The 13578-nt window shown below is 37.5% G+C and carries 10 protein-coding genes and 2 pseudogenes; 6 read left to right on the plus strand and 6 right to left on the minus strand.

The window, feature by feature from the left end; all coding sequences use genetic code 11:
* Positions 1–3: 3 nt before the first annotated feature.
* Positions 4–1083, minus strand: a complete 1080-nt coding sequence (gene adeS, locus DJ533_RS01995) for a two-component sensor histidine kinase AdeS (RefSeq protein WP_043041662.1) — start codon at positions 1081–1083, stop codon at positions 4–6.
* Positions 1073–1804 (minus strand): efflux system response regulator transcription factor AdeR, encoded by a 732-nt coding sequence (adeR, locus tag DJ533_RS02000; protein WP_033917517.1) that lies wholly within the window; start codon positions 1802–1804, stop codon positions 1073–1075. The genes adeS and adeR overlap by 11 nt, the downstream gene beginning before the upstream one ends.
* Positions 1805–1942: 138 nt before the next feature.
* On the opposite strand from adeR, the gene DJ533_RS02005 reads away from it, so the two are divergent.
* The 4 genes from DJ533_RS02005 to aadT all read left to right on the plus strand — a co-directional run bounded on the left by DJ533_RS02005 (position 1943) and on the right by aadT (position 9460).
* A complete protein-coding gene (locus DJ533_RS02005; protein ID WP_033917516.1) occupies positions 1943–3130 on the plus strand; it encodes an efflux RND transporter periplasmic adaptor subunit in 1188 nt (395 codons plus the stop codon).
* The gene (locus DJ533_RS02010; protein ID WP_033917518.1) at positions 3130–6240 is read left to right on the plus strand and encodes an efflux RND transporter permease subunit; all 3111 of its coding nucleotides are present in this window, start codon (positions 3130–3132) and stop codon (positions 6238–6240) included. Before DJ533_RS02005 ends, DJ533_RS02010 begins: the two co-directional genes overlap by 1 nt.
* Before the next feature lie 88 nt (positions 6241–6328).
* Positions 6329–7717 carry an AdeC/AdeK/OprM family multidrug efflux complex outer membrane factor gene (gene adeC / locus DJ533_RS02015; protein ID WP_370538948.1) on the plus strand — a complete coding sequence of 463 codons (1389 nt, stop codon included), beginning with the start codon at positions 6329–6331 and terminating at the stop codon, positions 7715–7717.
* A 228-nt stretch (positions 7718–7945) separates the two neighbouring features.
* Positions 7946–9460 carry a multidrug efflux MFS transporter AadT gene (gene aadT / locus DJ533_RS02020; RefSeq protein WP_033917554.1) on the plus strand — a complete coding sequence of 505 codons (1515 nt, stop codon included), beginning with the start codon at positions 7946–7948 and terminating at the stop codon, positions 9458–9460.
* Positions 9461–9562: 102 nt separating this feature from the next.
* On the opposite strand, the gene DJ533_RS02025 is transcribed toward aadT, so the two are convergent.
* Positions 9563–9862 (minus strand): ATP-binding protein, encoded by a 300-nt coding sequence (locus DJ533_RS02025; protein ID WP_306306510.1) that lies wholly within the window; start codon positions 9860–9862, stop codon positions 9563–9565.
* 31 nt (positions 9863–9893) lie between these two features.
* Positions 9894–10598, minus strand: a complete 705-nt coding sequence (locus DJ533_RS02030) for an IS6-like element IS1006 family transposase (RefSeq protein ID WP_001067784.1) — start codon at positions 10596–10598, stop codon at positions 9894–9896.
* A 61-nt stretch (positions 10599–10659) separates the two neighbouring features.
* Here DJ533_RS02030 and DJ533_RS02035 point away from each other — a divergent pair.
* Positions 10660–11115, plus strand: a pseudogene (locus DJ533_RS02035) (recombinase family protein); the annotation flags it as partial.
* A gap of 294 nt (positions 11116–11409) precedes the next feature.
* Here DJ533_RS02035 and DJ533_RS02040 read toward each other — a convergent pair.
* Positions 11410–12114 (minus strand): IS6 family transposase, encoded by a 705-nt coding sequence (locus tag DJ533_RS02040; RefSeq protein WP_058952605.1) that lies wholly within the window; start codon positions 12112–12114, stop codon positions 11410–11412.
* Between the two features lie 62 nt (positions 12115–12176).
* Between DJ533_RS02040 and DJ533_RS02045 the strand changes: the two are divergent.
* Positions 12177–12341, plus strand: a pseudogene (locus tag DJ533_RS02045) (S-(hydroxymethyl)glutathione dehydrogenase); the annotation flags it as partial.
* A gap of 86 nt (positions 12342–12427) precedes the next feature.
* On the opposite strand, the gene DJ533_RS02050 reads toward DJ533_RS02045, so the two are convergent.
* Positions 12428–13519 (minus strand): NAD(P)-dependent alcohol dehydrogenase, encoded by a 1092-nt coding sequence (locus DJ533_RS02050; protein ID WP_019838318.1) that lies wholly within the window; start codon positions 13517–13519, stop codon positions 12428–12430.
* Between the last annotated feature and the right edge of the window lie 59 nt (positions 13520–13578).

A 13578-nucleotide genomic window follows, 5' to 3' on the forward strand; every position in this document is an offset into this window, starting at 1 on the left:
TTATTATTCGAAGTTTATCCTAATAGTAAATACACTTTTAGAATTCCTATTTTCATACTGAATGGTTCCATGATGAGCATTAATAATTGCATTAACAACAGCTAGCCCTAAACCAGTTCCGCCAAATGCTTTATTTCTTGAGTCTTCTATCCTGAAAAAAGGTTTAAATAGTTCTTCTTGATATTCCATAGAAATACCTGGCCCGTCATCTTGTATCATTAATGTCCATATATGTCGTTGAACAAATGATGTAATACTTAGTAAGCCTGGATTGGCATAGCGTATAGCATTATCTACTAAAGCAATTAATACCTGTTCCATTCGGCGACTATCACAATACACTATGTCATCTGATACTTCAGAGTGAATAGTAATTTTAGCTTCCTCTAATTTCTCACTAAACATTAAAATAATTTTTGATACGCTTTTTTGGAAATTGGTTGGCTCTATATTTAACTTAAGCTGTTGATTCTCAATTAAACTTAATACTCTCAGATCCTCAACCAAATACGATAACCCTTCAGTCTGGTTTAGTAGACTTTTCATTAGAGCGGGACTAGGCTCAAATACATTATCGACAATACCCTGTAGTCGGCCTTGAAGAATTGTAACTGGAGTACGTAATTCATGTGCTATCGCTGCATTCCACACATGAGCATTTTTTATTGAAACTTCAAGTTTATGGGCCATATCATTAAAATTATCTATAAGCTCTGAAATTTCAGCATTTACATATTTATTGTTTTCAACTCTTGCTGTTAAATCCCCTTGACTAATTTTTTGAGTTGCTACGGCTATAGATTCAATTGGTCTAACAAATCGTTGAGAAAGCCGTATTCCTAAAAAAATAGATAAGAAAAATCCTATAATTAATACTATTAGTAACCAAACTAAGTCTAATAAATGAAGATAAGGCCAGTTCTGCCCAAGTTTTTCCCATGTAACTAATTTCGCTTCAATGGCAATGGCATAAATTAAATAACCAAAAGTTAAAGTAAAAAAAGTAATACTAAAATTCAAAATACTGAATGTAATAATTAGCTGTTTACTAATTTTAATTTTAATTTTACTTTTACTTTTCATTTAAATTATCCAAACGATAGCCTACGCCTCGTACATTAATAAGCATATGATTTAAGCCATGTTCTTCAAGTTTTTTTCTTAATTTACTCACATGACTATCAACAGTTCTTTCTAAAGCATTACCATCTGGCATGCAATAACTCATCAACTCTCCTCTAGTAAACACCTTATGTGGTTGTGCTATCATGAGCATTAAAATTTTATACTCTGTTAAAGTTAAGTTCAGCTTTGGTGATGATGAACTTAAATTAATAAATACACTATGAGTATCCGTTTGAATTTCAATATTTTTATAATGCAAATTCTTATTTTTTGCTTGCTGGTTTTGTTGGCTGCGTCTTAATACAGCATATACTCTTGCTACGACTTCATTAGGATTAAAAGGTTTTACCACAAAATCATCAGCGCCCATTCGGAGTGCCATAACTTTATCAATATCTTGATCAAGTGCGGTTAACATGATGACTGGGGTATCATTAGTTTGTCGAATTTTTTTAAGAACATCCCATCCATTTATTTCTGGTAATTTAATATCTAACAATAATAAATCAATAGGTTGAGACGAATGGAGCTCTATAGCTTGTCTACCGTTCATAGCACGTATGACACGCATCCCTTCTTTTTTTAGATACTGTTCAATAATATCACCAATATCATATTCATCCTCAACAACAAGAATTAGTTTGTCACGGCAATCAAATGAGAATGAACTATCAAACATAAAATAATCCTTTACTAAGAACTTATTTATTTTATCGATATTTTTTTTATTCTCCACACTTTTTCCATAGTTTATCAACGATAAATACACAAATATTAAAAATAATGTAAATATCTAAAACTGTATGAGTTTTTCCATATGAAGAAGCCTCTGTTACTTCCACTTTTTTTATCTATTGGCCTTATCTTACAAGGCTGTGGCTCTGAAGAAGCAGCTCAGACTGAAACACCTTCGGCAAAAGTAAGTGTATTAAATGTTCAACCACAAACAGTAAACTTCAGTGAAAATCTTCCAGCTCGTGTACATGCATTCCGAGTAGCAGAAATTCGCCCTCAGGTTGGTGGAATAATTCAAAAAGTACTATTCAAACAAGGCAGTGAAGTAAAAGCTGGGCAACCCTTATACAAGATTAATTCAGAAGTCTTTCAAGCTGATGTTGCAACAAATCAAGCTGCATTGAAAAAAGCGGAATCAGAAGTTAGTCGATTAAAGACCCAACTTGAGCGTTATCAAGAGTTGTTACCTAGTAATGCTATTAGTAAACAAGAATTTAGTAATGCACAGGCCCAATATCATCAAGCTCTAGCTGATGTTTCACAAATGAAAGCCAGCCTGACACGCCAAAATATTAATTTACAATATGCAACCGTGAGAGCACCTATTTCAGGACGTATTGGTCAGTCTTTTGTCACTGAAGGTGCATTAGTTGGGCAAGGAGATGCTAATGCTTTAGCAGTGGTTCAGCAAATTGACAAAGTATATGTGGATGTAAAACAATCTATTACAGCTTATGAAAAACTACAAGCTGCTTTACAAGCAGGTAAATTATCCGCAAATGCTGATCACAACGTCCAAATTTTAAATAATCAAGATCAACCTTATAACGTTACCGCAAGACTATTATTTGAAGATATTAATGTTGACCCTGAAACTGGCGACGTAACTATGCGTATTGAAGTTGACAATAAAAATCGTCAGCTTTTACCAGGGATGTACGTTCGAGTGAAGATGAGTCGTTCTTCCGTTCCTAATGCCTTACTAATTCCAGAACAAGCGATTCAATATGACAACAGTGGACATTCACAAGTTTATATTGTGAATAGCAAAGGAATGGCTGAGTTACGCAAAATCGAATTAGGTCAACAACATGATCAATTTTACACAGTCAATCAAGGCTTAAATTCAGGTGACCGTATTGTTGTCGAGGGTATTGACCGGATCCAGCCAAATCAAAAACTTGAAATCACTACATGGAAAGTATCAGGACCTAAAAATACGTTTCCAAACGCAGAAGTCAAAGCCTCTACAACAAAAGGAGGTGAATGATTATGTCTCAATTCTTCATCCGCCGCCCTATATTTGCATGGGTGATTGCGATTTTTATTATTCTCTTTGGATTACTCAGTATTCCTAAATTACCTATTGCCCGTTTTCCAAGTGTTGCTCCACCACAAGTGGTTATTACAGCCGTTTATCCTGGTGCAACGCCAAAAGCAATTAACGATAGCGTAGTAACGTTAATTGAACGGGAAATGTCAGGCGTAAAAAACTTACTTTATTATAGTGCAACAACAGATACATCAGGTTTAGCACAAATTACTGCGACCTTTAAGCCTGGTACAGATGTAGATATGGCTCAGGTAAATGTACAAAATAAGATTAAAACTGTTGAAGCCCGCCTGCCGCAGACTGTACGCCAACAAGGTTTGTTAGTCGAAGCATCTTCTTCAGGCTTTTTAATGTTGGTCAGTCTGAGTTCACCTAATGGACAACATTCTGAAGTCGATTTAAGTGATTATTTAGTTAGGAATGCTGTTGAAGAATTAAAACGTGTTGAAGGCGTAGGTAAAGTTCAATCGTTTGGTTCAGAAAAGGCTATGAGAATATGGGTTGATCCAAATAAATTGGTGTCCTATGGCTTATCTATTAGTGATGTAAATAATGCTATACGTAGTAATAATGTTGAAATTGCACCCGGTCGATTAGGTGATGTACCCGCTGAAAAAGGACAACTCATTAGTATTCCCCTATCAGCACAGGGCCAACTTAAAAATATTGATGAGTTCAAGAATATAAGTTTAAAAAGTAAAGTAAGTGGTAGTTCAATAAAACTATCAGATGTTGCTAAAGTTGAAATGGGTTCACAAGCCTATAGTTTTGCTATTTTGAAAAATGGTAAACCTGCTACTGCAGCAGCAATCCAGCTCAGCCCTGGTGCTAATGCAGTAAAAACCGCTGATGGTGTTAAAGCTAAGGTTGAGGAACTAAAACAGAATTTACCAGAAGGTATGCAACTAGATATACCTTATGACACCGCTCCATTTGTCAAAATCTCAATTGAAAAGGTAATTCATACATTACTTGAAGCCATGGTTCTGGTTTTTATCGTGATGTATATATTTTTACATAATGTTCGATATACATTAATTCCAGCGATTGTAGCACCTATTGCTTTACTTGGTACATTTACAGTGATGTTATTGATGGGCTATTCCATCAACGTACTAACTATGTTTGGTATGGTGCTTGCCATCGGAATTATTGTCGATGATGCCATTGTCGTCGTAGAAAATGTTGAACGAATCATGGCAACAGAAGGCCTCTCACCTAAAGAGGCTACCTCTAAAGCCATGAAAGAAATTACTAGTCCTATTATTGGGATAACACTAGTACTTGCAGCCGTATTTTTACCTATGGCATTTGCAAGCGGCTCTGTAGGGATCATCTATCGTCAATTTACAGTGACGATGTCTGTATCCATTTTATTTTCCGCTTTGCTAGCTTTAGTGTTAACTCCCGCACTTTGTGCCACCATTTTAAAACCGATCAATGGTCATCATCAAAAGAAAGGGTTCTTTGCATGGTTTGACCGTAGTTTTGATAAAGTGACTAAAAAATATGAAGTCATTTTGCTCAAAATCGTTAAACACACTATTCCAATGATGATTGCCTTTGTTGTCATTACGGTTGTTACTTTTGCTGGTATGAAATATTGGCCTACAGCATTTATGCCAGAAGAAGACCAAGGTTGGTTTTTAACAACATTCCAACTTCCATCAGATGCAACACGTGAAAGAACCCAGAATATTGTGAAAGAGTTTGAAGGACATCTAAATCAAAAACCTGATGTGCAAAACAATATTTCCGTTCTTGGCTGGGGTTTTGGCGGTTCTGGACAAAACGTTGGGGTTTCATTCTCAACACTAAAAGATTTTGAAGAAAGAAAAATGCCTGCCTCTGAATATGTCAATTCACTTAACGCAGCTATGGCAAAAAGCAATGAAGGTAGCGTTATGTCTATATTGCCTCCGCCAATTGACGAGTTGGGTACATATTCAGGTTTTAGTCTACGGTTACAAGACAAAGCCAACTTAGGTATGCCTGCTCTTATAGCAGCTAAAGAGCAGCTGATTGAAATGGCTTCTAAAAATCCAAAGCTCTATATGGTTTGGGCTGAAGGTTTACCTGAAGGCAATCGTGTGAGCTTGAAAATCGATCGTGAAAAGCTTAATGCTCTTGGTGTTAATTTTGCTGATGTATCAGACATTATTTCAACCTCTATGGGGTCAATGTATATCAATGATTTCCCGAACCAAGGTCGTATGCAACAAGTGATTGTTCAAGTCGATGCAAAATCACGTATGCAGTTGGAAGATATTCTTAATCTCAAAGTAACAGGTTCAAGTGGCCAATTGGTTTCGTTATCAGAAGTTGTGACACCACAATGGAATAAAGCACCACAACAATATAATCGCTATAACGGACGTCCATCTTTAAGTATTGCCGGTATTCCAAACTTTGGGACATCATCTGGTGATGCCATGCGTGAAATGGAGCAAATGATGGCCAAACTTCCTAAAGGAATTGGCTATGAATGGACTGGTATCTCTCTACAAGAAAAACAATCAGAATCACAGATGGCATTTTTATTGGGCCTATCTATGCTGGTGATCTTTCTTGTACTCGCTGCCCTTTATGAAAGTTGGTCGATTCCACTATCAGTTATCTTAGTTATTCCATTGGGTATTTTTGGTGCTGTGATTGCAATTATGACGAGAGGCATGATGAATGATGTGTTCTTCAAGATTGGACTCATCACAATCATTGGTTTATCGGCCAAGAACGCTATTTTGATTGTTGAATTTGCCAAGATGCTTAAAGAAGAAGGTATGACTTTAGTTGAAGCTACCGTTCAGGCTGCAAAACTTCGTTTACGTCCAATTCTCATGACATCTCTTGCCTTTACATGTGGTGTTGTTCCTTTAGTCATCGCATCAGGAGCGAGCTCTGAAACACAACATGCATTAGGTACTGGGGTATTTGGCGGCATGATTTCAGCAACAATTCTCGCAATTTTCTTTGTTCCAGTATTTTTCATCTTCGTACTGGGAGCAGTTGAAAAACTCATTTCTTCAAAGAAAAAAACGACCCCTTAAGTTAAAAGAGCCAAAAGAAACATAAATGTTTCTTTTGGCTCTTCTTCGATATTACTGCTTTTACTATTTGGAGAAAATCATGCTTAAAATGCCAGTTCATTTAACACGAGGATTACTTGTTTCTTCCCTTTCCATTGCATTAACTGCTTGTATCAATATGCAGGCATCACAACCTGTACAGAAGTCGAATATTCCACAAAATTTTTCACAAACATCTACGGGAACATCGATTGCGGAAAATGGTTATAAAACTTTCTTTTCTGATCCTAAGTTACTACAAGTAATTGAAATTTCAATCGACAATAATCGTGATTTACGTACTGCCGCCTTAAATATTCAACGTGCCCAACAACAATATCAAATTAGCAAAAATGATCAGCTGCCCACAATTGGAGCAACTGGTAGTGCAGTTCGACAAGTCGAATCCTCTATTAATCCTAATAACCCATATTCGACTTTTCAAGTTGGCTTGGGTGTAACCGCTTATGAATTAGATTTCTGGGGACGAGTCCAAAGTTTAAAAGATGCCGCTTTAAATAATTACTTTGCGACACAAAGTGCTAGAGATGCTACTCAAATTAGTTTAATAAGCCAAGTCACCCAAGCATGGTTAAATTATGCTTTTGCAAAAGATAATTTAAATCTTGCGGAGCAGACATTAAAAGCACAAATTGATTCGTACAATCTCAATAAAAAGCGTTTTGATGTAGGTATTGATAGCGAGGTTCCATTACGACAAGCTCAAATTTCTGTCGAAACAGCACGAAATGATGTGGCTAACTATAAAACTCAAATGGTACAAGCACACAACTTACTGAATCTTTTAGCTGGACAAACTATTCCACAAGATTTACTTCCAAATCAAAGAATTAAAAGTATTACAAAGGAAACAGCTTTCACAACTGGCCTGCCCAGTAATTTACTTAATAATCGTCCTGATTTAAAAGCAGCTGAATTTCAACTTAGAGCAGCGGGTGCAAATATCGGTGCAGCAAAAGCACGACTATTCCCAACAATTAGCTTGTCTGGATCCGCAGGTTATGCTTCAACAGAGTTAAATGATTTATTTAAATCTGGAGGTTTTTCTTGGTCAGTTGGTCCAAGTATTGACCTTCCTATTTTTGATTGGGGAACCCGTAAAGCTAATATTAAAATCTCTCAGACAGAACAGCAAATTGCACTTGCTAACTATGAGAAATCGATACAGTCAGCTTTTCGTGAAGTTAATGATGCACTTGCCGCTCATGCACATATCGAAGATCGTTTAGCAGCCCAGCGTCGTTTGGTCATTGCAACAGATGCAACATATAAACTATCCAGTGCTCGTTTTAGAGCAGGTATTGATAGTTATTTAACGGTATTAGATTCGCAACGCTCTTCTTATGCAGCACAACAAGGACTACTTATCCTCGAACAAATAAAACTAAATAATCAAATCGAACTTTATAAGTCGTTAGGTGGAGGAATTGCGAGTTGAAAAAGTCTAATGATTCTATGAATACACCTAACTTTTTCAACTGACTACAAATGTGTTGCACTTGGGATTTGAATCTGCGAGATAAAAAAACAGCCATCTGTTGACAAGGTTTTTACAGGAAAACTTGGCAACAGATATAAATAAACCCAAAGAGCATATTATCACTCAAGATGGTAAGGCTGTTTAGCATCAAATAATTGTGAATAGACCATCTATGTAGGTTTAATAATGAAAGCTTCCAATCTTGATCCGAAACGCTGGTGGATATTGCTCGCTGTCGTGCTTGCATTTCTGCCGATTGTGATTGATATGACTGTACTGCATGTTGCGGTTCCCTCATTAACCCAATCGCTGAGTGCCACAAGCAACCAAGTCTTATGGATTATTGATATTTATCCATTACTTATGGCTGGACTTTTAGTTCCGATGGGAACTTTGGCTGATCGTGTCGGCAATCGTAAGATTCTGCTGATTGGCTTGGTTATATTTGGAATTGCCTCAGTCCTTGCGGCATTTTCCCAAACGGCTTCTATGCTGATTGCCGCACGTGCTTTATTAGCATTAGGCGGTGCCATGATTATGCCCTGTGTATTGGGTATTATTCGCAGAACCTTCGAAGACAGTCGCGAACGTGCCATTGCGCTGGGTATTTGGGGCACAATCGGATCAGCCGGTGCCGCCATTGGACCGCTCATTGGTGGGGGATTGTTAGAATATTTCTGGTGGGGTTCAGTTTTCCTGATTAACGTCCCAATCATGCTGGTTGTCGCACCAATGTGCTATTTCTTATTGTCCCGAAAAGAAGCTATAACCCCTGGACATTGGGCATTTGGTCAAGCGCTATTGCTGATTGTCGGTTTGATTTCGTTTGTATATGCACTAAAAGCAGGCTTAGGCGGTAAACAGTCGTTGTTGATTGTCTTGCCTTTGGTCGTTTTATCTATCGGCTTATTAACCATATTTGTACGCAAACAGCTGAATTCTCCTCAGCCGATGCTAGATCTTTCGCTATTTTCACGTCCTGCTATTTTAGCCGGCATTATTATGGCAATGGTTGCTGCAGGCGCTTTGGCAGGGGTTGAGTTAACTTTGGCAATGGAGCTGCAATATGTCATTCGTTTAACACCGCTGCAAGCCGGTCTTTTTATGGTTCCGATTATGGTTGCGGCCGCTATTGGCGGGCCTATTGCTGGTTTTTTATCCAATAAATTTGGACTCCGTCTGGTTGCGACCATGTCATTAATATTGGCAGCAATTGCGTTGGTCAGTTTGAGTTATTCAGATTTTCATCATCCGGGAATCATCGTTCCCTTTATTTTAGCTTCGATTGGATTAACACTGAGTATTGGTTTAACAGCTTCATCCATTGCGATCATGGGCTCAGTACCTGCAGAAAAGGGCGGTGCGGCAGGTTCACTTGAAAGTACAGGTTATGAACTGGGTACAGGACTAGGTATTACTTTATTTGGTGTTTTCATGGCCTATATATTTGGCAGTCATCTTCAAGTGCCGTCAGATTTAACTGCTGTTTTAGCAGAAAAAGCCAGACTATCGATTGGTGATACCTATTTAGTAGCGAGCCAATTACCTACAGAGCAAGGAGTTGCATTGATTAATGCAGGTAAAATAGCCTTCAGTTCAGCTCATGTGAATTTATTATCAACAGCAGGTATTATCATCGGCATACTCTCCATTGTGGTATTTTTTATGCTAGCTAAATATCGAGATGAGAATTCATTGTGATGAAATTTATTTGAGGATCATCAAACAGAATTGTTAAGTTCAGACATCAAGTTATCTTATATTTATCGCTTAAATGAAGCCTATTGATCTGAACTTAACACATTATAAATGAGTTGATGTCTTACGATTCAGTTGAATAGTAAAACAGCTGCCACCTAAGTTTTTGGATTTAGAATAATAAATATGACCTTGATGTGCTTCAATAATTGCATCAATCACTGCCAAGCCTAATCCAGTACCGCCATCTAGACGTGATCTAGAGTCTTCCAGACGATAGAAGGGTTTGAACAGGTGTTTAAGATGCGATTCATCAATACCTGGACCTTCATCTTCAAACGTCAATACCCAATGTTCTACTGTGGTTACAGATATAATATTTATGGCACTGTTGCAAATAGAGATTTGAGTCGATGATGTTCCCTTTAAAAAGTACTTAGAGACCGAAAACCCTGTTGATTAGACACACTTCACCCTGAGGCTGACCATAATAAAATGACGATGCTTGTCCTTTACGTAGTGCACGCATGACTTCAATACCTTTAATTGTGGCATAAGCTGTCTTCATAGATTTGAATCCTAATGTGGCCCTGATGATCCGCTTTAGCTTGCCATGATCACATTCAATCACGTTATTTTTATACTTAATCTGCCTGTGCTCAAGGTCTGGTGGACATTTACCTTCCCGTTTTAACCGTGATAAAGCACGTCCATATGTGGGTGCTTTATCCGTGTTGATCACTTGTGGAATTTGCCACTTCTTCACATTATTTAAAATTTTTCCAAGAAAACAATATGCTGATTTGGTATTACGTCTAGAAGAAAGATAAAAATCAATGGTATCGCCACGTTGATCGACTGCACGATACAGATAAGACCATCGTCCATTCACTTTTACATAGGTTTCATCAATATGCCACGAGCTCAGATCTGTAGGATTACGCCAATACCAGCGTAAACGTTTTTCTATTTCAGGAGCATAACGTTGAACCCAACGGTAAATAGTCGTGTGATCAACATTCACACCCCGTTCGGCCAGCATTTCCTGCAGTTCACGATAGCTAATGCCATATTTACAATACCAGCGCACAGCCCAAAGAATGATTTCGCCCTGAAAATGCCGACCATGGAAAGGATTCATATGCTGCACCTTTAGCTAAAACAGTCTTCAGCTTACCATTCGTGGTTATTTGCAACAGTGCCAAAATACCGACCGGCCGAAATTTCAGGAAATGTTGAACTATCTCCGGGAAGGGGACAGGGTTGTTGTACATTCCATGGATCGTTTTGCACGAAGCCTAAAAGATTTGGTTACCGAAGTAGATAAACTGGTTAAAGGAGGGATCGCCATCCAGTTTGTAAAAGAAAATATTACTTTTACGGCCCAATCCACCCCGATGGATAATTTGATGCTGCAACTGATGGGGGCTTTTGCACAGTTTGAACGTGAGATTATTCTGGAGCGACAAAAGGAAGGAATTAAACTCGCCTCTGCTCAAGGGAAGTATAAAGGCCGGGTACACAAATTGAAACCTGATCAGGCCGAAGCTTTACGACAAGCATGGAAGGAAGGGAAGTACTCTTCAAAAATGGCATTAGGCCAAGCATTTGGAATTAGTCGCCAGGCGGTATATCGGTATTTAAAAGCAGGTGAGTAACTCAATTTGAATTGGCGACTATATTTAGTTGAGATTATGAAAGCCTTAGAACGTGATAAATCAATAAAAAATCCTATTAGAAATTGAATGGGATTTTACAAAGTATTATGTTGCTGATTTTTAAAATATAAATAAAATGTATTTTATATAGGCTGCATTGGGCTAATTTTAGGACAGCTTAAATAGAAACTATTTTTCATAAAATATAGAAATAACTTAAAAGAAATTCCTAAAGTTATAACGGCACTGTTGCAAATAGGGATCTGAGTCGATGATGTTCCCTTTAAAAAGTGCTTAGAGACCGAAAACTCTATTCACCAGATACACTTCACCCTGAGGCTGACCATAATAAAATGATGAAGCTTGTCCTTTACGTAGTGCACGCATGACTTCAATACCTTTAATTGTGGCATAAGCCGTTTTCATAGATTTGAATCCTAAGGTGGCCCTGATAATCCGCTTTAGCTTGCCATGATCACATTCGATCACGTTATTTTTGTACTTAACCTGCCTGTGCTCAAGGTCTGGTGGACATTTTCCTTCCCGTTTTAACCGTGATAAAGCACCTCCATATGTGGGTGCTTTATCCGTATTGATCACTTGTGGAATTTGCCACTTCTTCACATTATTTAAAATTTTTCCAAGAAAACAATATGCTGATTTGGTATTACGTCTAGAAGAAAGGTAAAAATCAATGGTAAAGCCACGTTGATCGACTGCACGATACAGATAAAACCATCTTCCATTCACTTTTACATAAGTTTCATCAATATGCCATGTGCCGAGATGTGTAGGATTACGCCAATACCAGCGTAAGCGTTTTTCTATTTCAGGAGCATAACGTTGAACCCAACGGTAAATAGTAGTGTGATTAACATTTACACCGGGTTCGGAAAGCATTTCCTGAAGTTCACGATAGCTGATGCCATATTTACAATACCAGCGTACAGCCCAAAGAATGATTTCGCCCTGAAAATGCCGACCATGGAAGGGATTCATACACTGAACCTTTAGCTAAAAAACTATTTAGCTTATCATCAATGGCTATTTGCAACAGTGCCGTGAAAGGTCGTTCACAACTTCCGGACATGGTTGAAGATGCAATGAAGGGGGAAATTCAACTTGAGCCTTTTGTGACCCATACCATGGGCTTGGACAACATTAATGAAGCTTTTGACCTCATGCACGAAGGTAAATCGATTCGTACAGTAATTCATTACGAATAATCATATTGATTAGTACAGTACTTATAAATGAAGTACTGTACTAACAATGAGTTATATTTTTTAGCTTAATTATAACTATAAGTAAGCTATGAGCCAATTATAACTACTGGCTTGATCGTTATGCCAGTTTTTGAATCTTCAAATGCTTGATTAATATCATTAAAATTATAAAATTTTACAAGCTTGTCGAAAGGAAATTTTCCTTCTTTATAATATTCAATGATTTTAGGAATATGTACTTGAGGAGTAGAGTCACCTTGTATCGTACCTACAATCGTTTTACCTTCCATCAAAATATCATTTGTAAAGTTTAAAGTTACATCTCCTCCCATACCGACAATCGAGATTTTTCCTGCTACTCTCAATGAATCTATTCCATTTTTAATGACAACAGGAACACCGGTCGTTTCAATTGCATAATGAACACCGCCATCTGTAATTTTTTTCACTTCTTCTACTACATTTAAACTTTGACTATTTAGAGCATGAGTAGCTCCAAGTTCTTTCGCTAACTCAAGACGATTTTCATGTATATCAATAACGATAATATTTTTTAGCCCTAAAAGATTAGCGGCCATCACTGCACTTAATCCAACTGCACCTGCTCCATAAATGGCAATAGAGCTTCCAGGTTCGGGTTTCAAGCTGTTCATCACCGTACCACTACCAGTTTGAATACCACATCCTAAAGGACCTAGTAATCTCAGATCTACATCATGATCCACTTTGACTATATTATTTATATTTGCTACAGCATAGGTGGCAAAAGACGACTGTCCAAAAAAGGTAGAGTAATTTTGACCATCCTTATGCAGTCGATAGGTTTGATCTTGTAGTTTTCCACCAAAATTAAGTTCAACAGTACGTATACATAAATTGTGGTGCCCTGTAAGACACTGGGAGCAAGAGTTACAGTATGAATAAGATAGGACGATATGATCACCCACTTTTAAATGAGTAACGTTTGAACCAACTCTTTCAATAATTCCTGAGCCTTCGTGTCCTAATACTGCTGGGAAAGGAGTTCCATTTCCTTTTATTGATTCTGCATCAGTATGACAAATACCAGATGCAACTATTTTTATTAGAACTTCATCTTCTTTAGGTTCTTCAATTTCGATTTCTTCAATAACTAATGGATAATTTTTTTCTTTCGCAAGTGCAGCTTTGATTTTCATACATTTTTCCTTAAATGTAAGTGTTATCTAGCTTTTCGCTAGATAACCTATAAATTAAT

Source organism: Acinetobacter defluvii, assembly GCF_001704615.3.
GTDB classification, from domain to species: Bacteria; Pseudomonadota; Gammaproteobacteria; order Pseudomonadales; family Moraxellaceae; genus Acinetobacter; species Acinetobacter defluvii.